The following is a 19,559-nucleotide window of genomic DNA, read 5'->3' on the forward strand; positions in this document are numbered from 1 at the left end:
GATGAAGGTTGTAATACTTACCTGTTTGTGAGTAACTCTCCAGCTAATTTTACAGCCTCTGCAGCATTGACAGAAATGGCATCTGCGGCAAGTTCAACGCCATCCATTTGGGCCTGAAGCAAGGCCGGACCGCCCAAGATCACAAAAGCATTGGGGTTGCGCGACGCACTCTTAAGCCTTGCAATCAGGGCGGGAATAGTAGGCAGTTGTTCGACCAAACCGACAGATAAACCAATCACATCAAACCACTCATGAGCGACTGTATGCAGCAAAGCCTGTTCGGATGTTGAAATTTCAACAACCACTTGCCAATGGTCGGCACGGAAGAATTCAGACACCATGGCCAGACCCAAGATGTGTTGAGAGCCAGGCGCAGAGGCCAGCATGATGCGTCGAACATCCCCCGCTGTTTGAGGGCCGTCTTGGGTTTCATAGCCAAGGTGTCGCATGGCATGGTGCATACGAAGCAGGCCTTGGGCGACCACGGTGAAGTCCATTTTGTCTTGCTCCCACAAGTCACCAAGGTGGCGGGCTGCAGGTGTAATGACATCTAAAAACACAGTTTCAGCAACCACGCCCTTGCTTCGCAATGCATCAAGATGATTGAACACAGCTTGTGGATCAATTGAGAGGCAGGCTTGCGCAAAATCGAGCACGTCTTGTTCGGACGCTGCGACCTTTTCTCCTTGGGCTTGTTCAAGGCCCAAGCTTGTAGCGCTAGGGTGAGCATCCAACAGGCGAGGGATGATTTGCGACTCAATCACCGATAAGAGAGACGTCTTGCAAAGGTCAATAGACCCCTTGGCATCATTGGCCGCTGTGGAAGTAGATATTGGGGCAGGTTGCTTTCCCCAAATCGACAAGACAAGCCCAGACAAATTTTTGATGGGTAACCTCAAGCTAGGCAGGATCCGTGGTGAAACACTGAGGTTCATGGCTAGTCCGTTCACAGGCTGTCGGGCCATACAAATATGTGTAAATTGCCCTTTGAGTCATTGTGTCAATAAAGTCCGAGCTACGCCACCCCGTCTAGGGTAAATACCGAAGAAATAGCTTTTATTCTGAATAATGAATGAGGGTTTTCCTTGTGTTTAGAGAGATACCACCTATTTTTTACCGCTGGTGAAATACTGCATAGGGTTAATCAAATCGTTTAGGTCAACAGGAGACAACCATGAAAACCATACCCATTCAGTCTGTAACTGCCGAATTCAGTGAGTGCGAAGAAAGTGGCATCGTTCCCAAACAAAACCTTCCCTTGGTTAGGCGAGAGTTTTTGAAAGGCTCGGGAATCCTGATGGGCACCTTGGCATCGGGTTCGATATTGGCAAGCCTTGCGCCGTCTCCCGTTTGGGCAGTCGAACTCAAAACATTGACCAAAGCTGAGGGTCAAACCCTGATGGCCATGGGTCGTGTTTTGTACCCGCACAAAAAATTACCAGATGCGGTTTATGCCATTTTGGCGAAAGACTTAGATGGCTCTGCCTCTGGCGATGCGGGTGCAGCAAGCATGTTGCGTGAAGGTATCAGCAACCTAAACGCCTTGGCGGGGGGCAACTTTGCCAAAGCCAAAGCTGACAAACAACTTGCCATTGTGAAGGGCATGGAAGGCTCTGGTTTCTTTAATACCGTTCGTGGTCAGTGCATGAGCTCTCTCTACAACAACGACATGGCTTTTGCAGCCTTTGGTTACCCCGGTTCTGCTTGGGAAAAGGGCGGCTACATCACCCGTGGTTTCCAAGATCTGAAATGGTTGCCCGCACCTTCTAAAGAAGCCAGCCCACCTGCTTACTTGGGCTAACCCACCTCACCACAATCATTCAGGAGAATACACATGGCTTCAATCGCATTCAACGACGACAGCGCTGTCGTCATCATTGGTTCTGGCGCAGGTGGTGGCACCTTGGCGAACGAACTCTGTCAAAAGGGCATCAAAGTGGTGGTGCTCGAAGCGGGTGCTCGTCAATCGCCGCAATCCTTTGTGAACGACGAATGGAAATCATTCGGCCAACTGGCTTGGCTAGACCCCCGCACCACTTCAGGTACTTGGCGTGTGGCCAAAGACTTCTCTGGGCTGCCTGCTTGGATTTGTAAAACCGTGGGCGGCTCCACCACCCACTGGGCCGGTGCATCACTGCGCTTCCAAGAGCATGAGTTCCGTGTCAAAACGGTTTATGGCGATATCAAGGGAGCCAATTTGCTCGACTGGCCTATCACCTTGTCCGAGTTGGAACCTTATTACGCCAAAGCAGAAAACAAAATGGGCGTGACACGTACCAACGGCATTCCCGGTTTGCCAGGTAACAACAACTTCAAAGTGATGCACGCGGGTGCCAAGAAATTGGGCTACAAAGAAGTACACACAGGCAATATGGCCATCAACAGCCAACCGCGTGATGGCCGTGGCCGTTGTATGCAACTCGGTTTTTGCTTCCAAGGTTGCAAGAGTGGTGCCAAATGGTCCACTCTGTACACCGAAATTCCCAAAGCAGAAGCCACGGGCAACCTCGACTTGCGTCCCGAAGCGCACGTGACACGCATTGAGCACAATGAAAAAGGCTTGGTTTCTGGCGTGGTGTACTTTGACAAAGATGGCAAAGAGCAGCGTCAAAAAGCCCGTGTGGTGTGTGTGGCAGGTAACTCCATCGAAACACCTCGCTTGCTGTTGTTGTCGGCTTCCAGTATGTTCAAAGACGGCTTGGCTAACTCCTCTGGACAAGTGGGCCGCAACTACATGCGCCACATGACAGGGTCGGTTTATGCTGCTTTCAAAGACCCCGTTCACATGTACCGCGGCACCACCATGGCGGGCATCATCCGTGACGAATCCTTCTTCAACCCCAAGCGCGGCTTTGTGGGTGGTTATGAAATGGAAACCGTGTCTTTGGGTTTGGCCTTCATGCCCGCCTTCTTAGACCCAGGCGCTTGGGGTGCTGACTACGCATGGTGGATGGACCATTACACCAACCTGGCAGGTATGTGGTTGGTAGGTGAAGACATGCCACGCGAAACCAACCGCATCACCTTGAACACCAACGTGAAAGACAAGTGGGGCAGTCCCGTGGCCAATGTGCATTACGATGACCACGAAAATGACATCGTCATGCGCAACCATGCGTTTACCCAAGGTGAGCGCATTTACCAAGCGGCAGGTGCCATCAAGACCTACCGTACGCCACCTTATCCATCCACTCACAACTTAGGAACTTGTCGACTGAGTGCCAAAGCCAGTGATGGTGTTGCCAACAAATGGGGTCAAACCCACGACATTGCCAATTTGTTCATCAGTGATGGTTCACAATTCACTACTGGTGCATCTGAAAATCCCACTTTGACTATTGTGTCCTTGGCGATTCGCCAAGCAGACTACATTGCCAAACAAATGACTGAAAAAGCCATTTGATAAACTGGAATTTCAATCCAAGGAGATTGCAATGTGTGAGTATTTCGTCAAAGCTGACCCGATTTTGTACGAGCAACGTACACGCTCGATTCGCATTCGCGGGATGCTCACCAGCATTCGATTGGAAAACACCGTGTGGGATGTGCTGGCCGAAATGGCCGAGGATGAGGGCTGCACCACCAATGCCCTCATCTGCACACTGCACGACGAGATTCTGGATCACAGAGGCGAGGTTTCCAACTTCGCCTCGTTTTTACGTGTCACCAGTTTGCGCTACCTCCGGCGTTGCCTGATCTCGCAAGAAAAGAAGCAGCAGTCGCTTGATGACAGCTTGAACATGGATACCCCTTCGCTACTGACTGGCACCCACCACGCAGTGGCCAGTGTCCCCCGTGCGCCAAGCACTGGCTTGACTGCTGTCAAATCCTGATCATTTATTACAATGAATTTTTCATCTGAAATGTACGCAGGTGTTTGCGAGCAGGCCCCTGCAGTAACACGTGGTTTTGTGCTCAACCATTCCATGTTGCGGGTCAAAGACCCCGCTGTGTCCTTAGATTTTTACAGCCGCATCATGGGCATGAGAGTTTTGCGCAAACTCGACTTCCCAGAGATGAAGTTCTCGCTGTACTTCTTGGCAGTCGCAGAAGTTGCCAGTAATGCGCCAGACCATGTTGGCGATAGAACTGCTTGGACTTTTTCCCAAAGTGGAATTTTAGAATTAACCCATAACTGGGGTACCGAGTCGGACCCAGATTTCAAATACCACGATGGCAATGCTCAACCGCAAGGCTTTGGACATATTTGCTTTTCAGTCCCCGACTTGGATGCAGCCGTGAAGTGGTTTGATGACAACCAAGTGTCTTATGTGAAGCGACCCGAACAGGGCAAGATGAAAGATGTCGCTTTCATCAAGGACGCTGATGGCTACTGGATTGAAATTGTTGAAGCTGCAAGGCTGAAAGGTTTGGGGCAATCTGCTTAAGACTTTATTTTTTCTTCAAATCCAAAGCGGATAAAAAATCTTTAGGCTTTACGTTATCTTGTTTAATGCCTGATTGAATTTGTTTAAGCAGCATATTTCTTGTTTCATCTTGCAAGCTAGCTGCGCGCAGTCTGATGTAGATGGATTGGGTCAAGGCCGCGTCTGAGCCGCTCTCGACCATGGCTTGAGCCCACAGACCGTCACGCACAATTCCGTCCTGCATTTCGCGCAAAACCAAGGCGTGAATCAATTCACTGGCTTGCTTAGACATGTTGTACCTTTTTGTTGGATCGGTGTAGTTCCGCGAGGTGTTGAACCTCGTTTTTAGACCCCAAGAAGACACTGACACGTTGGTGCAATTGTGTCGGCTGGATATCCAAAATACGTTGTTCTCCGTTGGTCGCCGCGCCACCGGCTTGCTCAACCAACCAACTCATGGGATTGGCTTCATACATTAAGCGCAACTTGCCAGGCTTGTCAGGCTCGCGCTTGTCCCAGGGGTACATGAACACGCCACCTCGGGTCAGAATGCGGTGTACATCGGCCACCATGCTGGCAACCCAACGCATATTAAAGTCTTTGCCGCGTGGGCCGGTTTTACCTGCCAAGCATTCATCAATGTATTGCTTGACCGGGTCATCCCAATGCCGCATATTGCTCATGTTGATGGCAAATTCTTTGGTGTCAGCAGGAATCTGCACATGTTCTTGGGTGAGTACAAAAGAACCTTGTTCACGGTCCAAAGTGAACATGGCCACGCCGTCCCCCACCGTCATCACCAGCGTGGTTTGCGGACCATAGACGCAGTAGCCTGCAGCAACTTGTGCATGTCCCGCTTGTAAGAAGTCAGTTTCCTGCACAGCAATATTGCCCTCAGGCTTTTTAAGCACACTGAAGATGGTGCCTATGCTGACATTGACATCGATATTGCTTGAGCCATCGAGTGGATCAAACAACAGCAAATATTCACCTTGGGGATAACGATTGGGAACAGCGTAAATGCTGTCCATTTCTTCAGAGGCCATGGCCGCTAAGTGGCCACCCCATTCGTTGGCTTCAATCAAGACCTCGTTGGCGATGATGTCGAGCTTTTTTTGAACTTCGCCTTGCACATTCTCAGTTAAAGCAGTGCCAAGTACGCCACCCAAGGCGCCTTTGTTGACCGCGTGGCTGATGCTTTTGCAAGCACGGGCTACCACTTCAAGCAGCAAGCGAAGCTCAGGGGGGATATTGCCCTTGGCGCGTTGTTGTTCTACAAGGTAACGTGACAATGACACCGACATGGTTTACTCCCCAAGCGCAGATGAAATAACTTCGCGCACATCGGCGCTCAAGTCGGATTTTGCAGCAACACGGCGCAGCGCCTCGTGTGCTGCACTTTGGTAGGGCAAGCTCAATTTACGCCAGCGGTCCAATGACCTTGCGAGCCTTGCTGCAACTTGGGGATTGAACGCATCCAACTCCAGCACTCTCTCGCTCCAAAAAACATAACCTGATGCATCCGTGCGGTGAAATGCTGATGGGTTAGAACAATAAGCCGATAACAGGCTGCGGGCACGGTTTGGGTTGCGAATATGGAAGTCGGGATGCAGCAAAAGTTGACGTACCTTGGGCAACACTTCCCCGTCTTGGTCAGGTGTGGTTGCTTGCAAGGCGAACCATTTATCAATCACCAGATCATCGTGCCTGAACATCGTATAAAAATGTGAAAGAGCATAAGCAGCTTGTGGCAGGTGGTGATGAACCAAAGCGGTCAAAGCATGCATTCTGTCGGTCATATTGTCGGCATGCAAAAAGTCTTGGTAGGTTTTTGTAGCCCAAGTGGTTTCATTGGTGGTTTTTTCTGCCATACAAAGATAGCCTAGTGCAAGACCACGCAAAGCCCTAGAGCCACAAGCCTTTGCATCCAATTGGTAAGTCCCTTTTGATGCGCAGTCTTCATAGGCCCATGCCCAATCCTGAAACAACTCTTGCGCTAACTGGCGTCGTAGGGTGTCTCGCACTGAATGGATACGCTGCGGATCTACCGTTACGCATTGCTCAGCGATATAGGTTTCGCTGGGAAGCGTCAATACCAATTCTTTGAAGGCTGCATCAAGCATCGGGTCCCGCAAAACAGACCGCAAGCCATCTATCAGCGCAGGAGAAAGCAGTTCGGTATGCATTGCCTCTGATGAAAGTGCACCCAAGATGCTGCTCATGTAAAGCCGTTGTGCAACTTCCCAGCGGTTAAAAGCATCTGAATCATGTGCCAATAAGACCAGCAGTTGATCGACTTCATAGGGGTAGTGCAGTTGCACGGGTGCACTGAAGCCACGCAGCAATGAAGGAATAGGCATTTGGGGCACGCCCTCGAACACCACACTTTGCGCTGCTTCGCTGAGCACTATGCGTTGGTGCTCGCCCAGCACAGTGCCATCCGTGCCCAATAAACCCATCTCCACGGGTATGACAAAGGGCTCCTTGGTAGCTTGACCAGGAGTGGCTGGGCAGCTTTGCTTGAAGTGCAGGGTAAAGCGCTGTTGATCTTGTTCGTAGATGCCGTGAACATCTAGGCGAGGGGTGCCCGCTTGGCTATACCAGCGTCTGAAGTTTTGCAGTTGCAGCGCCAGTGCAGACTCGGGATTGGCATCGGCAATGGCTTGTGCAAAATCGTCGCAAGTAACCGCCTGTCCATCGTGACGTTGAAAATAAAGCGTTAAGCCCTTGGCAAAACCCTCACGCCCCACCAAAGTTTGCATCATGCGAACAACTTCGGCGCCTTTTTCGTATACGGTAACTGTATAGAAATTATTGATCTCCATATAGGTGTCAGGGCGAACAGGGTGCGCCATCGGACCAGCGTCTTCGGCAAATTGAACTGTTCTCAACAGCCTCACATCTTCGATGCGTTTGACGGCACGTGCAGACGCACTCGCTGCCAAATCTTGGCTGAATTCTTGGTCTCTGAACACCGTCAGACCTTCTTTGAGCGACAGCTGAAACCAGTCGCGGCACGTGACTCGGTTGCCACTCCAATTGTGAAAATATTCGTGACCAATCACGCTTTCAATATTGGAAAAGTCTTGGTCTGTCGCAGTGGCTTGGTTGGCAAGAACATACTTGGTGTTGAAGATATTCAAGCCTTTGTTTTCCATGGCTCCCATATTGAAGTCGGAAGTGGCGACGATCATGAAACGCTCTAGGTCCAGACTCAAGCCAAAGCGGTGTTCATCCCATGCCACACTGGCCATGAGTGAATTCATGGCATGCTCGGTTTTATCCAAATCTCCTGAACGCACATAAATTTGAAGTAAATGCTCTTTGCCACTGCGAGCAACAATACGCTGTTCACGGCAAACCAATTGGCCCGCAACCAAGGCGAACAAATAGCTGGGTTTTTTGTGGGGGTCTACCCAATGGGCAAAATGTCTGCCGTCATCCAAGGTGCCTTGCTTCATCAAGTTGCCATTGGACAAGAGCACGGGGAAAAGTATGGGATCTGCTCGCAAAGTGACGCTGAAACTGGCCATCACATCTGGGCGATCTAAAAAATAGGTGATGCGTCTGAACCCTTGTGCTTCACATTGGGTGAACAAGGAGTTTTGACTGAGATACAGGCCTGAGAGTTGCGTGTTTTTCGTGGGGTTGCAAGTGGTGAATACTTCTAGCGTGAAGGGTTCACTGCCCTCAGGCAGGTTTTCCAGCACCAGTTGATCATTGTCAATCTTGAAACTGGTGCCTTGGCCATTGAGTAAAACGCGAGACAGATTCAGGTCTTCACCGTCCAAGCGCAAAGCTTGCAATGGACTTGCAGTATTGCGTCGAACTGTCATGGTGTTGAGGACCCGTGTTTTTGTTGGGTCAAGATCAAACACCAAGTCAACGGTATCAATCCAAAAGCCTGGAACTTGGTAATCCTCGCGGCGGGTGACGAGGGATTGTCCTTCACGCATTGCATTTCTCCTGATTCATATTTGGGCTGCTACGCTGATCTGACAGTGACAGCAAGATTGCAAGTGAAACATCAAACACCTTGCTTGAGAGAGGCTTCAATAAATGCGTCTAAGTCTCCATCAAGCACTTTCTGGGTATTACTGATTTCAACATTGGTACGCAAATCTTTGATGCGGCTTTGGTCAAGCACATAGCTGCGAATTTGGTGACCCCACCCTACATCGGTTTTGGTGTCTTCAAGCTTTTGCTGGGCCTCCATGCGTTTGCGCATTTCAAAGTCATACAAGCGGGAGCGCAAACGCTTCCATGCCACATCTCGGTTGCTGTGTTGGCTTCGCCCGTCTTGGCACTGAACGACGATGCCGGTTGGGATATGCGTTAGGCGAACTGCAGAGTCGGTTTTGTTGATGTGCTGTCCACCTGCACCGCTGGCGCGAAAGGTATCGGTTCGCACATCGGCAGGATTGATATCTATTTCAATCGAGTCGTCAATTTCAGGGTAGACAAACACGCTGGCAAAACTGGTGTGACGTCCTCCCGCAGAATCGAAGGGAGATTTGCGAACCAAGCGATGCACACCTGTTTCTGTTCGCAATAAACCAAAAGCGTATTCGCCTTCAATTTTCAGGGTCGCACCTTTGATGCCTGCAACGTCCCCTGGCGACTCGTCTTCCAATGTCGCCTTGAATCCTTTGCGTTCTGCATATTTCAAATATTGGCGCAAAAGCATGCTGGCCCAATCGCAGGCCTCAGTGCCACCAGCGCCTGCTTGAATGTCGAGAAATGCATTGAGAGGATCGGCGGGGTTGTTGAACATACGCCGAAATTCGAGTTTTTCCACCTCAGCCAAGATACGCTGCGTATCTTCTTCTATGGTCAGGAGTCCTGACTCATCGTTGTCGGACTTGCTCATATCAAACAACTCTGTGTTGTCTTCAATTTCTTGGCCCAAGCGGCCAATGGTCAACACAATATCATCGAGAGACTTTTTTTCTTTGCCCAGTTCTTGCGCTTTTTTAGGGTCATTCCATACGCTTGGGTCTTCTAATGAGGCGTTGACAGTTCTCAGCCGTTCTGATTTGGCATCGAAGTCAAAGATACCCCCGAAGATCAAGTGTTCGAATTTTCAAGTCGTTAAGCAAGTTACCTATGTTGTTGACGCGTTCTGCTTCCATGCTGATGTCCAGTGTCTAAAGCTTTGATTATCCTCTGTCCATCAAACGTTTGGACGGGCAATGGCATAAGCTTTATCAGGATTTGACGCTTCATTGCGAAAGCTTGCAAGTGTATTGAGCACATCGCCAATCAAAATGATGGCAGGACTTGTCATTTCCGCATCGTTAATCAATGCATGCAAAGCATGAAGTTGTCCTATGACGCTGCATTGATTTTGCTCACTGGCGTTTTGCACCACCGCAATGGGCGTGTCGGATGGCATGGATTTCAACAAGGCAGTTTGCAACTCTTGCGAACTCGTCATGCCCATGTAAATGACCAGCGTCAGGCGGCAAGTATGCGCTGTGTGACCTAGCAGTTCCCAATCCACAGGGGGGGTATTTGAATGGCTTGAAGGAGAGTGCCCTGTGACCATGATTGCACCGTGTGCAAACTGCCGATGCGTTAAAGAAATTCCCAAGCTATTGATGGCTGCAAGTCCAGCGGTAACGCCGTTGATCACTTTGATACCAACGCCATGCGACTGAAGATAAGCAATTTCCTCTCCGGCGCGACCAAACAACAAGGGGTCGCCGCCCTTGAGTCTGATAACAGTTTGGCCTGCTAAGGCCTCTTGCACCATCAATTTTTCAATGAATGCTTGCGGTGTGGATTGACAACCGCCACGCTTGCCTACGTGAACAATACGAGCTTGCTGGGGCGCATGTTGCAAAACATCAGGGTGAACCAAGTCGTCTACCAAAATGACCGTTGCAGTTTGCAACGCCTTGACCGCCTTGAGCGTTAAAAGGTCGGGGTCGCCAGGCCCAGCCCCGACAAGAGTCACAAATACGGAGGGCGATGTTTTTGTCATGGTGCCTCGTTTCTAACACTTTTATCCATGCAGGCCAAGGACAGGCGAGAAATGAGTTCAGCTTGCGCTTCTATAGGTGGTGGAACGGGCTTGCTACCTTGAATCATGGCGTCAATGAATTCAGCGGTTTGCATCGCATTCATGCCCATGGGCATGTCGATAGTTTCATGAACAGTGTCAGGCGCAATGGTGAGTTGCGCAAAAGTCTGTCCCTCGATAATGCCTCGCATATTAGGCATTTTGCGAGGGTCAGCCACAGGCTCTCCCTCTGTGCCACGCAGCAGCAAAGCGTTGGCTTTTAGCCCTTCAAGGGTGGCTTGCATGGACAAAGCGTATTCTGGGTGGGTGTAGCTGGCGACTTGAATACTAGAACCTACAACAGGGTTCATCAACTTGACCATGCTGTGGGCTGAATTGCGCAAACCCGTTTGGCGACGGACTTGAAGTAGCGACCACATACCTTCGCACAACAATCTGGTGGGCGCAAATACCACCTCGCCTTTGGCAATCGCTCTGGTTGTGGTCGTGGGTTCAATCCCCAAAGCGGATAAGACCGATTGAGTGGAGACACGAGTGTCCTCGGTATGTGTACCATGAATCAGCACTGAATGCCCCCTGTTGGCCAACAACTTTGCCAGCAAAGGCGTGAGCAAAGGCAGTCTGCGCGAGCCGTTATAGCTTGGCAAAACCACAACCGGTTGAAGCTCGGTATTGGTAAACACTTGCAATTGAGCATGAGCAGCATCAAGAAAGCCCAGCATTTCTTCAGGCGTTTCCCCTTTGATACGCATAGCAATACAAAAAGCACCTAAGGCAACAGGCTCAACAGAGCCAAGCAATACTTGGGTCATGACTTCATAAGCCTGCTCACGGGTCAAATTCCTTGCCCCTTGCTTGCCACGTCCAATTTCCCGAATGAAATGCGCAATACCCATGGTTGGTATTGTCTGACAAGTTAAATGACTTGCAGTTATGTATTGAATTAAGCAGGGCTAAACTCTGCGCCATGTTGATATTAGGGATTGAATCTTCATGCGATGAAACTGGTGTTGCCTTGGTTCGCACCGGTGGGGGTAGCGATTGGCCGAAACTGCTAGCGCAGCATTTGCATACCCAAGCAGCGATGCATGAGGCCTATGGCGGGGTAGTGCCTGAACTCGCTAGCCGTGACCATATCCGTCGTCTGGTTCCCTTGGTGGAGCAGGTGATGGCTTCTGCGCATCATGCTTTGACTGATATTGATGTGCTTGCCTATACCCGAGGGCCAGGCTTGGCAGGCGCTTTGTTGGTAGGTGCGGCCACCGCCTGCGCATTGGCCGCTAGCTTGGGCAGGCCTGTGATGGGCATCCATCATTTAGAGGGTCATTTACTGTCCCCATTTCTGAGCGATGACCCACCTCAGTTTCCTTTTGTGGCTCTGTTGGTGTCAGGCGGGCATACGCAACTCATGTGTGTCAAGGCACTTGGTCAATACGAGTTATTGGGCGAAACCATTGATGACGCTGCCGGCGAAGCGTTTGACAAATCAGCGAAATTGCTCGGCCTGGGTTATCCGGGCGGGCCTGCTTTGGCTGCTTTGGCAAGCCAAGGCCGTGCGGATGCATATGCTTTCCCACGCCCCTTGTTGCATCAACCCAATTTGGATTTTTCTTTTGCAGGGCTCAAGACCGCGGTACTGACGCAATGCAAAAAGTCTGGCGATCAATTACCTCTGCACTGTGCCGATATCGCAGCCTCCACGCAGGCAGCTATTGTGGAGGTACTGGTCAAAAAATCTTTACGCGCATTGACTCAAACGGGCATCAACCGTTTGGTGGTTGCCGGTGGTGTGGGTGCCAATCGAGCTTTGCGAGCGCAGTTGACCACGGCGGCTGAGCGCATTGGCGCTACTGTGCATTACCCTGAAGCAGAGTGGTGTACCGACAACGGCGCGATGATCGCCATGGCCGCTGGTATGCGTTTGCAAAAGGGCATTGAGCAAGTACACACCTCCTACGCTTTTGATGTTCTACCGCGCTGGTCATTGGCTCAGATATAAATCTTTTTTGAATTACCCCATCCATGCGACAAGCCATTCAGCAACTTCAAGCCTCCAAAATTCGAGAACTCGCCAATGCTGGCCTTGGCAGAAGCGATGTTTTGGCGTTTTGGTTTGGTGAAAGCGATGAGGTCACGCCTGACTTTATTCGTCAAGCTGCCATCGATTCTTTGCAAGCCGGTGAGACTTTTTACGCCCATAACTTAGGGCTGCCTGAGTTGCGAGAATCGATCTCAGCAGAGATGGTCAAACGACACGGTGTTGACATCGGCAGTCACCGCATTGCGGTCACCTCAGGCGGTGTCAATGCCTTGATGTTAGCGATGCAGGCCTTGGTTGATGCGGGTGATGAGGTCTTGGTGGTCACACCTGTTTGGCCTAACTTGACTGCTCAACCTCAGATTTTGGGTGCCCAATTGCGCACCTTAAGTCTTGAGCCCAGCAAGGGCAGGTGGGAGTTGCCACTTGAAAAACTTTTGAACAGCATTTCTACCCATACCCGCTTACTGGTTCTCAATTCCCCCAACAACCCGACCGGTTGGACCTTGAATCGACAACAACAGCAAGCCATATTGGATAAATGCCGCAGTACTGGAACTTGGATTTTGGCGGACGAGGTTTACGAAAGTCTTTATTTTTTGGATAGCCCAAACCATTGCGCCCCAAGTTTTTTGGATGTTGCCAAGCAAGACGACAGGCTGGTGGTGGCACATAGCTTTTCCAAAAGTTTTTTGATGACAGGCTGGCGCTTGGGGTGGTTGGTCATGCCGCCAGAGATGACCGAGCACATGGGCAAATTGATTGAGTTCAACACCTCTTGCGCTTCAGTGTTTGTTCAACGTGCAGGCTTGGTGGCTTTAAAGCGAGCAGAAGATGTCACGCCGCGTGTAGTTTCCCATTTGCAGCTTTGTCGAGATACCTTGGCCGATGCTTTAAAAAGTCTTGATCAAATTGAATTTGCGTTGCCAGATGGCGGCATGTATCTTTTTTTGCGTTTACCTGCGGGTATGGATGACTTTCAAATTGCCAAACGTTTGGTGCAGGAGGCGGGTCTTGGCTTGGCACCTGGAAGCGCTTTTGCTTCAGAGGCGCATGGCTGGCTTAGATGGTGTTTTGCTTCCAAAGAACTTGACAGATTGCGCTTAGGGGCTGAGCGGCTAGGCAGTTGGTTATCCAAGCTATAATTAGCTGGCTTAGGCCTTTAGGGGTACTAAGTTCACGCCATCTGGCATTTCCGGCTGTTGGCGCATGTCAAATTTTTTGGAAAACACCATGACAACTCTCAATAAAGCAGAGGTCGTAAAGGCCAATGCACGTTCCGCCAACGATACTGGCAGTCCCGAAGTGCAGGTCGCCATTCTGACTGCACGCATCAATGAACTGACCCCTCACTTCAAAACACACGCTAAAGACCACCATGGTCGACGTGGCTTGTTGCGCATGGTCAGCCGTCGTCGCAAATTGCTCGACTACCTCAAATCCAAAGATGCTGAGCGCTATACCTCGCTCATCGCCAAACTGGGTTTGCGCAAGTAATTTTTCATTTCAGCCAGGTCCTTCGCTCACACGCTCAGGACTTGGCAGCATTGAAAAAATTTACAAAAACTCTGAAGCAGATCGAAGCTGTGTCATTCCAAAAGAACCCATTTTTCTGGAATGGCATCGTAGTCTGATAAGTGTTTTTGGGCTTTGGTGAAGTGGCCTTCACTTCCCGCCTAATTTCAGGAAATACTCATGTCCTTATTCAACAAAGTAAGCAAATCTTTCCAATGGGGCCAGCATACGGTCACCATGGAAACCGGTGAAATTGCACGCCAAGCCAGCGGAGCGGTGTTGGTCAATATTGACGACACTGTCGTACTCGCTACAGTCGTTGCTTCTAAAGGCGCAAAAGCGGGTCAGGATTTCTTTCCTCTGACCGTTGACTACATCGAAAAAACCTACGCCGCAGGCAAAATCCCCGGCAGTTTCTTCAAGCGTGAAGCCAAGCCCAGCGAACTTGAAACACTCACCAGTCGTCTGATTGACCGACCCATTCGGCCCCTGTTCCCCGAAGGTTTTTACAACGAAGTGCATGTGGTCATTCATACCGTTTCTTTGAACCCCGAGGTCGATGCTGACATCGCCGCCATGATCGGCACCTCTGCCGCTTTGGCCATCTCAGGCATTCCTTTCAACGGTCCTATAGGTGCTGCCCGAGTGGGCTATATCAACGGCGAATACGTCTTGAACCCAGGCCAAACCCAGCGCAAAGACAGCGTCATGGATTTGGTTGTAGCTGGCACCGAAGCGGCCGTTTTGATGGTCGAATCTGAAGCGCTTCAACTGTCAGAAGAAATCATGTTGGGTGCAGTGGTGTTTGGTCACGAGCAAAGCCGAGTTGCTATCAACGCTATTCACGAACTTGTGCGTGAAGCTGGCAAACCGGTGTGGGAGTGGACTGCAGCAGCCAAGGACGAACCCTTGATTGCCAAGGTTGCCGCCTTGGCCGACGACAAACTCACCGCTGCCTATCAAATCCGCAACAAGCAAAGCCGCACCCAAGCATGCCGCGAGGCTTATGCGGCGGTCATGGCTGGCTTGAAAGCAGATGGCGTCGAGTTCGATAGCGTCAAAGTGGAAAACATGTTGTTCGATATCGAAGCTCGTATTGTTCGCAGCCAAATTTTGGCTGGTGAGCCCCGCATTGATGGGCGCGACACCCGCACCGTGCGCCCCATTGAAATCCGCAACAGTGTCTTGCCCCGTACCCATGGCTCAGCCTTGTTTACCCGAGGCGAAACGCAGGCCTTGGTCATCACCACCTTGGGCACAGAGCGAGATGCTCAGCGTATCGACGCACTGGCAGGAGAGTTCGAAGACCGCTTCATGTTCCACTACAACATGCCTCCGTTTGCTACCGGCGAAGTCGGCCGCATGGGCTCCACAAAGCGCCGCGAAGTTGGCCACGGCCGTTTGGCCAAGCGTGCTTTGGCAGCTTGTTTGCCCACCAAAGAAGAATTCCCCTACACCTTGCGTGTGGTGTCTGAAATCACTGAATCCAACGGATCTTCCTCCATGGCTTCCGTCTGTGGCGGCTGCTTGTCCATGATGGATGCTGGTGTTCCCATGAAAGCGCATGTGGCTGGTATTGCCATGGGCCTGATCAAGGATGGCAATCGCTTTGCTGTGCTGACCGATATTTTGGGTGACGAAGATCATTTGGGCGATATGGACTTCAAAGTGGCGGGTACCACCAACGGCATCACTGCTTTGCAAATGGACATCAAAATCCAAGGCATTACCCAAGAGATCATGCAAGTTGCTTTGGCCCAAGCCAAAGAAGCGCGTATGCACATTTTGGGCAAAATGCAAGAAGCCATGGGCGAGGCCAAAACCGAAGTCAGTAACTTTGCCCCCAAGCTCTACACCATGAAGATCAATCCGGAAAAAATCCGTGACGTGATTGGCAAAGGTGGCTCTGTGATTCGTGCGCTGACCGAAGAAACAGGTTGCCAAATTAACATTGAAGAAGACGGCACCATCACCATCGCTGCCACCGATGGCGCAAAGGCTGAAGAAGCCAAGCGTCGTATCAGCGAAATCACCGCAGAAGTGGAAATCGGCAAGGTTTACGAAGGCCCCATCACCAAGATTTTGGACTTTGGTGCTTTGGTGAATTTATTGCCTGGTAAAGATGGTTTGCTGCACATCAGCCAAATCAGCCACGAGCGCATTGCCAAGGTCACCGACGTTTTGGCAGAAGGTCAAATCGTTCGTGTCAAAGTGCTGGAAACCGATGAAAAGGGTCGCATCAAGCTGTCCATGAAAGCTCTATTGGACCGTCCAGAAGCCCCACCCCAACAGCATCACTCTGACGAGCAACCCCATCAAGAGTAAAACCATGATGCACAAATTGATTGTGGGCAATTGGAAAATGAATGGCAACTTGCTTGCCAATCATGATCTGTTGTCCGCCATCAATGCCGGTTTGACTTCAAGTTCATGTCAAACAGCGATTTGTGTGCCTGCACCTTACTTGGCGCAGGTGCAGCATCTGTGTGCTTCAAGCCCCTTGCTTTGGGGTGCGCAGGATGTTTCTTCGTCTGATATCGGCGCCTTTACAGGTGAAGTATCTGCCGCCATGTTGCGGGACTTTGGTGTTCGTTATGCGCTGGTAGGTCACTCTGAGCGCCGTCAATACCATGGTGAAACCGACGAAGTTGTTGCACTAAAGGCCAAGCGTGCCTTGTCTGCTGGCATCACTCCCATCGTTTGCGTGGGCGAAACACTTGCCCAGCGTGAAGCTTCACAGACCGCTGATATCGTCAAGCGCCAGTTGGCTGCTGTTATCCATGCCAATGGCCACTGCATTAGCGAGATTGTTGTGGCCTACGAACCTGTGTGGGCCATTGGAACGGGTAAAACAGCCACGCCAGAGCAAGCCCAAGAGGTACATGCCATGCTTAGGCGCCAACTGTCAGCAGCCACTGAGCATGCACACAAAATTGCCATTTTGTATGGCGGCAGTATGAATGCATCCAACGCAGCAAGTTTGTTGTCACAAAACGATATTGATGGCGGTTTGGTGGGTGGCGCTTCCCTTAAAGCGGTAGATTTTTTATCGATTGTGGCTGCAGCATCGCAGTAACTGATTTGGAGTTTTGATGAGCACACTACTGAACTTGTTAATGGTTGTACAAATTTTGTCTGCGCTTGGCATGATAGGTTTGATATTGGTGCAACACGGCAAGGGCGCTGACATGGGTGCTGCTTTTGGCAGCGGTACATCCGGCAGCTTGTTTGGCGCCAGTGGTGGTGCCAATTTTCTCTCACGCACCACGGCCGTATTGGCTGCGGTATTTTTTGTGTGCACATTGGCGCAGGCATATTTTGGTAATTTGCGTACCTCCCCCGCCTCCGAAGGCAGCGTGTTAGAGCGTGCTCAGCCAGTTGCACCCACAGCAGCTGACCAAGTGCCCGGTGCAGTAACGCCTTCACCAGCCGCTAGCCCCGCACCCACAAGTTCTGTGCCTGCACCTTCAACCACAAGTTCTCCTGCCTCTCAAATTCCAGGTAAGTGAGTTTTCCCCCATGAGATTTTCATAGTTGCCACAGGGGAAAAAGAGCTGTTTCGGGGTAAGATAACTGGCTTTTAGAGCCGATCGTGAAAGCGGTTGGGCGCTTAAAAAAATCAGTCACGCCGTCGTGGTGAAATTGGTAGACACGCTATCTTGAGGGGGTAGTGGCGAAAGCTGTGCGAGTTCGAGTCTCGCCGACGGCACCATCACAAGCTTGTTGTCATGCTGGAGTCAGACATTTCTGTCATTTGGCTTCCAAAGCTGTAACCTGAGATTGAAATGAGTCTAGAGCAGTATCTGCCAGTTATATTGTTTATCCTCGTTGGCCTGCTGGTCGGTGTGGCACCGCAGGCTATTGGCTATCTTTTAGGACCGCAGCGTCCTGATGCAGCTAAAAATTCCCCTTATGAGTGTGGATTTGAAGCTTTCGACGACGCTCGAAGCAAATTCGATGTACGTTACTACTTGGTGGCGATTCTTTTTATCCTTTTCGACTTAGAGATCGCTTTTCTTTTTCCATGGGCGGCATCGCTGAAAGAAATTGGAACCACGGGTTTTGTGGCCATGATGATTTTTCTTGCCATTCTTGTCGTAGGCTTTGTCTACGAATGGAAAAAAGGCGCCCTCGATTGGGAATAACTTATGTCACTTGAAGGCGTTTTCTCTGAAGGCTTCATTACCACCTCTTATGACTCGGTGGTGAATTGGGCCAAGACTGGCTCACTTTGGCCTATGACTTTTGGTCTGGCTTGTTGCGCTGTTGAAATGATGCATGCGGGTGCTGCTCGCTATGACATCGATCGTTTTGGTATGTTGTTTCGTCCCAGTCCGCGTCAATCAGATTTGATGATTGTGGCAGGTACCCTGTGCAACAAGATGGCGCCAGCTTTACGCAAGGTGTACGACCAAATGAGTGAACCTAGATGGGTGCTTTCAATGGGTTCTTGCGCCAATGGCGGGGGCTATTACCACTACAGTTATTCCGTGGTCAGAGGGTGTGACCGCATTGTGCCTGTGGATGTGTATGTGCCAGGTTGTCCACCCACAGCTGAAGCTTTACTTTATGGCATCTTGCAGTTGCAAAACAAGATTCGCCGTGAAAACACCATTGCCCGTGGATAGCTGCAAATGGCATTGACTGTTTCCATCACCCAACTCGAAGACACTTTGCGTCAAGTGTTTGGCAGTTTCACGCCCGAGTTCACACTCGCTTTGGGTGAACTCACCATGACGGTTGCAGCCAAGGACTATTTGGAAATTGCCCAGACCCTGCATGACCATGCTGATTTATCCTTTGAACAGCTGATAGATTTGTGTGGCGTCGATTACTCTGACTACAAAAACAGCGCTCCCTCTGCGTTTACAAACTTGCCTCGTTACGCCGTGACCAGTCATTTACTGTCATTGACACACAACTGGCGTTTGCGTTTGCGCGTGTTTGCAACAGACGACACCGTGCCAATTCTGCCCTCGATCACTGAGCTATGGAATTGCGCCAATTGGTACGAGCGTGAAGCCTTCGATCTCTTTGGTATTTTGTTTGAAGGGCATTTGGATTTGCGCCGAATCCTCACTGACTATGGTTTTATTGGGCACCCTTTTCGCAAAGACTTCCCAACTTCTGGCCATGTCGAAATGCGCTACGACGCAGAGCAAAAGCGTGTCATTTACCAACCCGTCACCATAGAACCTCGCGAGATTACCCCTCGCATTGTTCGAGAAGATAACTACGGCGGCCTGCACTGATCGCATATGGCTGACATTAAAAATTACACATTAAACCTTGGACCGCAGCATCCTGCTGCCCATGGTGTTTTGCGCTTGGTTCTAGAGTTAGATGGCGAGGTGGTTCAGCGTGCTGACCCGCACATTGGCTTGCTTCACCGTGCGACCGAAAAATTGGCTGAAAGTAAAACCTATATTCAAGCCTTGCCCTATATGGATCGACTCGACTATGTGTCGATGATGTGCAATGAGCATGCCTATTGCTTGGCCATTGAAAAGCTGATGGGGTTGGAAGTTCCTGTCCGAGCTCAATACATTCGCGTCATGTTCTCTGAAATCACTCGAATGTTGAACCATTTGATGTGGTTGGGTGCGCATGGCTT

The 19,559-nt window shown here is 50.6% G+C and carries 20 protein-coding genes, 1 tRNA gene and 1 pseudogene; 15 read left to right on the forward strand and 7 right to left on the reverse strand.

From position 1 onward, the window contains the following. Positions 1-17: 17 nt before the first annotated feature. Positions 18-863, reverse strand: coding sequence for a cobalamin B12-binding domain-containing protein (locus tag AC9UEO_RS06720; RefSeq protein WP_509531309.1), 846 nt, complete (start codon positions 861-863; stop codon positions 18-20). A 311-nt stretch (positions 864-1,174) separates the two neighbouring features. Here AC9UEO_RS06720 and AC9UEO_RS06725 point away from each other — a divergent pair, with 311 nt between their 5' ends. From AC9UEO_RS06725 to gloA, 4 genes are read left to right on the forward strand one after another with little or no spacing between them, the layout of a single operon-like run. Further along, positions 1,175-1,801 carry a twin-arginine translocation signal domain-containing protein gene (locus tag AC9UEO_RS06725; protein WP_509531311.1) on the forward strand — a complete coding sequence of 209 codons (627 nt, stop codon included), beginning with the start codon at positions 1,175-1,177 and terminating at the stop codon, positions 1,799-1,801. Positions 1,802-1,834: 33 nt separating this feature from the next. Further along, positions 1,835-3,403, forward strand: a complete 1,569-nt coding sequence (locus tag AC9UEO_RS06730; protein WP_509531313.1) for a GMC family oxidoreductase — start codon at positions 1,835-1,837, stop codon at positions 3,401-3,403. 31 nt (positions 3,404-3,434) lie between these two features. Next, entirely contained in the window at positions 3,435-3,833 is a 399-nt protein-coding gene (locus AC9UEO_RS06735) for a ribbon-helix-helix domain-containing protein (RefSeq protein ID WP_509531315.1), read from the forward strand. 12 nt (positions 3,834-3,845) lie between these two features. After that, a complete protein-coding gene (gloA, locus tag AC9UEO_RS06740) occupies positions 3,846-4,388 on the forward strand; it encodes a lactoylglutathione lyase (RefSeq protein WP_509531317.1) in 543 nt (180 codons plus the stop codon). Between the two features lie 4 nt (positions 4,389-4,392). Here gloA and AC9UEO_RS06745 read toward each other — a convergent pair whose 3' ends face one another. The 6 genes from AC9UEO_RS06745 to ybiB all read right to left on the reverse strand — a co-directional run bounded on the left by AC9UEO_RS06745 (position 4,393) and on the right by ybiB (position 11,288). Then, complete coding sequence (locus tag AC9UEO_RS06745) at positions 4,393-4,659, reverse strand: hypothetical protein (RefSeq protein WP_509531319.1); 267 nt, start codon at positions 4,657-4,659, stop codon at positions 4,393-4,395. Continuing rightward, positions 4,652-5,671, reverse strand: coding sequence for a class 1 fructose-bisphosphatase (locus AC9UEO_RS06750; protein ID WP_509531321.1), 1,020 nt, complete (start codon positions 5,669-5,671; stop codon positions 4,652-4,654). The genes AC9UEO_RS06745 and AC9UEO_RS06750 overlap by 8 nt, the downstream gene beginning before the upstream one ends. Positions 5,672-5,674: 3 nt before the next feature. Continuing rightward, on the reverse strand, positions 5,675-8,323 hold the full coding sequence (gene pepN / locus AC9UEO_RS06755) for an aminopeptidase N (protein WP_509531323.1): 2,649 nt from the start codon (positions 8,321-8,323) through the stop codon (positions 5,675-5,677). 71 nt (positions 8,324-8,394) lie between these two features. Continuing rightward, positions 8,395-9,499 (reverse strand): peptide chain release factor 2 gene (gene prfB / locus AC9UEO_RS06760; protein ID WP_509531325.1). Its coding sequence is split into 2 segments (ribosomal slippage): positions 8,395-9,417 and positions 9,419-9,499, totalling 1,104 coding nucleotides; the frame shifts between segments, so codons are not numbered across the junction. 41 nt (positions 9,500-9,540) lie between these two features. Continuing rightward, positions 9,541-10,353, reverse strand: a complete 813-nt coding sequence (gene cobA / locus AC9UEO_RS06765) for a uroporphyrinogen-III C-methyltransferase (RefSeq protein ID WP_509531327.1) — start codon at positions 10,351-10,353, stop codon at positions 9,541-9,543. Further along, entirely contained in the window at positions 10,350-11,288 is a 939-nt protein-coding gene (gene ybiB / locus AC9UEO_RS06770; protein ID WP_509531329.1) for a DNA-binding protein YbiB, read from the reverse strand. The genes cobA and ybiB overlap by 4 nt, the downstream gene beginning before the upstream one ends. Positions 11,289-11,359: 71 nt before the next feature. Here ybiB and tsaD point away from each other — a divergent pair, with 71 nt between their 5' ends. The 11 genes and pseudogenes from tsaD to AC9UEO_RS06825 all read left to right on the forward strand — a co-directional run. Then, positions 11,360-12,391, forward strand: coding sequence for a tRNA (adenosine(37)-N6)-threonylcarbamoyltransferase complex transferase subunit TsaD (gene tsaD / locus AC9UEO_RS06775; RefSeq protein ID WP_509531331.1), 1,032 nt, complete (start codon positions 11,360-11,362; stop codon positions 12,389-12,391). Between the two features lie 23 nt (positions 12,392-12,414). Next, positions 12,415-13,575 carry a pyridoxal phosphate-dependent aminotransferase gene (locus AC9UEO_RS06780; RefSeq protein WP_509531333.1) on the forward strand — a complete coding sequence of 387 codons (1,161 nt, stop codon included), beginning with the start codon at positions 12,415-12,417 and terminating at the stop codon, positions 13,573-13,575. A gap of 88 nt (positions 13,576-13,663) precedes the next feature. Then, positions 13,664-13,927 carry a 30S ribosomal protein S15 gene (rpsO, locus tag AC9UEO_RS06785; protein ID WP_509531335.1) on the forward strand — a complete coding sequence of 88 codons (264 nt, stop codon included), beginning with the start codon at positions 13,664-13,666 and terminating at the stop codon, positions 13,925-13,927. 198 nt (positions 13,928-14,125) lie between these two features. Then, complete coding sequence (gene pnp / locus AC9UEO_RS06790) at positions 14,126-16,270, forward strand: polyribonucleotide nucleotidyltransferase (RefSeq protein WP_509531337.1); 2,145 nt, start codon at positions 14,126-14,128, stop codon at positions 16,268-16,270. Positions 16,271-16,274: 4 nt separating this feature from the next. Continuing rightward, positions 16,275-17,021, forward strand: coding sequence for a triose-phosphate isomerase (gene tpiA, locus AC9UEO_RS06795; RefSeq protein WP_509531339.1), 747 nt, complete (start codon positions 16,275-16,277; stop codon positions 17,019-17,021). 16 nt (positions 17,022-17,037) lie between these two features. Further along, entirely contained in the window at positions 17,038-17,454 is a 417-nt protein-coding gene (secG, locus tag AC9UEO_RS06800) for a preprotein translocase subunit SecG (RefSeq protein ID WP_509531341.1), read from the forward strand. 118 nt (positions 17,455-17,572) lie between these two features. After that, positions 17,573-17,657: transfer RNA gene (locus tag AC9UEO_RS06805), tRNA-Leu, on the forward strand. Positions 17,658-17,730: 73 nt separating this feature from the next. Continuing rightward, positions 17,731-18,090, forward strand: a complete 360-nt coding sequence (locus tag AC9UEO_RS06810) for an NADH-quinone oxidoreductase subunit A (protein ID WP_509531343.1) — start codon at positions 17,731-17,733, stop codon at positions 18,088-18,090. A gap of 3 nt (positions 18,091-18,093) precedes the next feature. Then, positions 18,094-18,573: a NuoB/complex I 20 kDa subunit family protein gene (locus AC9UEO_RS06815; protein WP_509531345.1), complete on the forward strand. Its 480-nt coding sequence runs from the start codon at positions 18,094-18,096 to the stop codon at positions 18,571-18,573. Positions 18,574-18,585: 12 nt separating this feature from the next. After that, positions 18,586-19,197, forward strand: coding sequence for an NADH-quinone oxidoreductase subunit C (locus AC9UEO_RS06820; RefSeq protein ID WP_509531488.1), 612 nt, complete (start codon positions 18,586-18,588; stop codon positions 19,195-19,197). A 6-nt stretch (positions 19,198-19,203) separates the two neighbouring features. Further along, positions 19,204-19,559, forward strand: a pseudogene (locus AC9UEO_RS06825) (NADH-quinone oxidoreductase subunit D); the annotation flags it as partial.

Source organism: Limnohabitans sp. (genome assembly GCF_040401495.1).
In the GTDB taxonomy this organism is placed as follows: Bacteria; Pseudomonadota; Gammaproteobacteria; order Burkholderiales; family Burkholderiaceae_C; genus Limnohabitans.

What these genes read in the sequence shown, in the direction of transcription:
- AC9UEO_RS06725 (WP_509531311.1), top strand. Translation starts at nt 1,175, where the DNA reads ATGAAAACCATACCCATTCAGTCTGTAACTGCCGAATTCAGTGAGTGC.
- AC9UEO_RS06730 (WP_509531313.1), top strand. Translation starts at nt 1,835, where the DNA reads ATGGCTTCAATCGCATTCAACGACGACAGCGCTGTCGTCATCATTGGT.
- AC9UEO_RS06735 (WP_509531315.1), top strand. Translation starts at nt 3,435, where the DNA reads ATGTGTGAGTATTTCGTCAAAGCTGACCCGATTTTGTACGAGCAACGT.
- gloA (WP_509531317.1), top strand. Translation starts at nt 3,846, where the DNA reads ATGAATTTTTCATCTGAAATGTACGCAGGTGTTTGCGAGCAGGCCCCT.
- AC9UEO_RS06745 (WP_509531319.1), bottom strand. Translation starts at nt 4,659, where the DNA reads ATGTCTAAGCAAGCCAGTGAATTGATTCACGCCTTGGTTTTGCGCGAA.
- AC9UEO_RS06750 (WP_509531321.1), bottom strand. Translation starts at nt 5,671, where the DNA reads ATGTCGGTGTCATTGTCACGTTACCTTGTAGAACAACAACGCGCCAAG.
- pepN (WP_509531323.1), bottom strand. Translation starts at nt 8,323, where the DNA reads ATGCGTGAAGGACAATCCCTCGTCACCCGCCGCGAGGATTACCAAGTT.
- cobA (WP_509531327.1), bottom strand. Translation starts at nt 10,353, where the DNA reads ATGACAAAAACATCGCCCTCCGTATTTGTGACTCTTGTCGGGGCTGGG.
- ybiB (WP_509531329.1), bottom strand. Translation starts at nt 11,288, where the DNA reads ATGGGTATTGCGCATTTCATTCGGGAAATTGGACGTGGCAAGCAAGGG.
- tsaD (WP_509531331.1), top strand. Translation starts at nt 11,360, where the DNA reads ATGTTGATATTAGGGATTGAATCTTCATGCGATGAAACTGGTGTTGCC.
- AC9UEO_RS06780 (WP_509531333.1), top strand. Translation starts at nt 12,415, where the DNA reads ATGCGACAAGCCATTCAGCAACTTCAAGCCTCCAAAATTCGAGAACTC.
- rpsO (WP_509531335.1), top strand. Translation starts at nt 13,664, where the DNA reads ATGACAACTCTCAATAAAGCAGAGGTCGTAAAGGCCAATGCACGTTCC.
- pnp (WP_509531337.1), top strand. Translation starts at nt 14,126, where the DNA reads ATGTCCTTATTCAACAAAGTAAGCAAATCTTTCCAATGGGGCCAGCAT.
- tpiA (WP_509531339.1), top strand. Translation starts at nt 16,275, where the DNA reads ATGATGCACAAATTGATTGTGGGCAATTGGAAAATGAATGGCAACTTG.
- secG (WP_509531341.1), top strand. Translation starts at nt 17,038, where the DNA reads ATGAGCACACTACTGAACTTGTTAATGGTTGTACAAATTTTGTCTGCG.
- AC9UEO_RS06810 (WP_509531343.1), top strand. Translation starts at nt 17,731, where the DNA reads ATGAGTCTAGAGCAGTATCTGCCAGTTATATTGTTTATCCTCGTTGGC.
- AC9UEO_RS06815 (WP_509531345.1), top strand. Translation starts at nt 18,094, where the DNA reads ATGTCACTTGAAGGCGTTTTCTCTGAAGGCTTCATTACCACCTCTTAT.